We start from the raw sequence: 344 nt of genomic DNA on the forward strand, positions 1-344 counted from the left end.
CGTCCACCGCGGTGCTCCCCTGCCGGAGCTCGACGGTGATGGCTGAGCCGGGAGCGTGCTTCGTCGCGTTGGTGATGGCCTCCTGGACGACGCGGTGGAGGGCCCGGTCGACGAGTGGGGGCAGTCGGGACGGGTCGCTCTCCGCTCCCTCACCTGCTTTTCCCTCACCTGCCTTCCCAGCACCTGCTTCCCCTGCAGCTTCTTCCTCGGTCACCTCCTGCGCTGTGTGGTGGCGAAGGCAGATGTCGACGCCCGAGGCGGCGGTGCGGGCCACCAGATCGGGGACGGTCTCGGAGACGGTCGGCGGCTCTTGGTGGAGCTCTGTCGTGTCCTGGCGGAGGAGG

The 344-nt window shown here is 69.8% G+C and carries 1 pseudogene; it reads right to left on the minus strand.

From position 1 onward, the window contains the following. Positions 1–344, minus strand: a pseudogene (locus ACFXIV_RS48005) (hypothetical protein); the annotation flags it as partial.

It is taken from the genome of Nocardia sp. NPDC059236 (assembly GCF_042754085.1).
Classification (GTDB): domain Bacteria; phylum Actinomycetota; class Actinomycetes; order Mycobacteriales; family Mycobacteriaceae; genus Nocardia.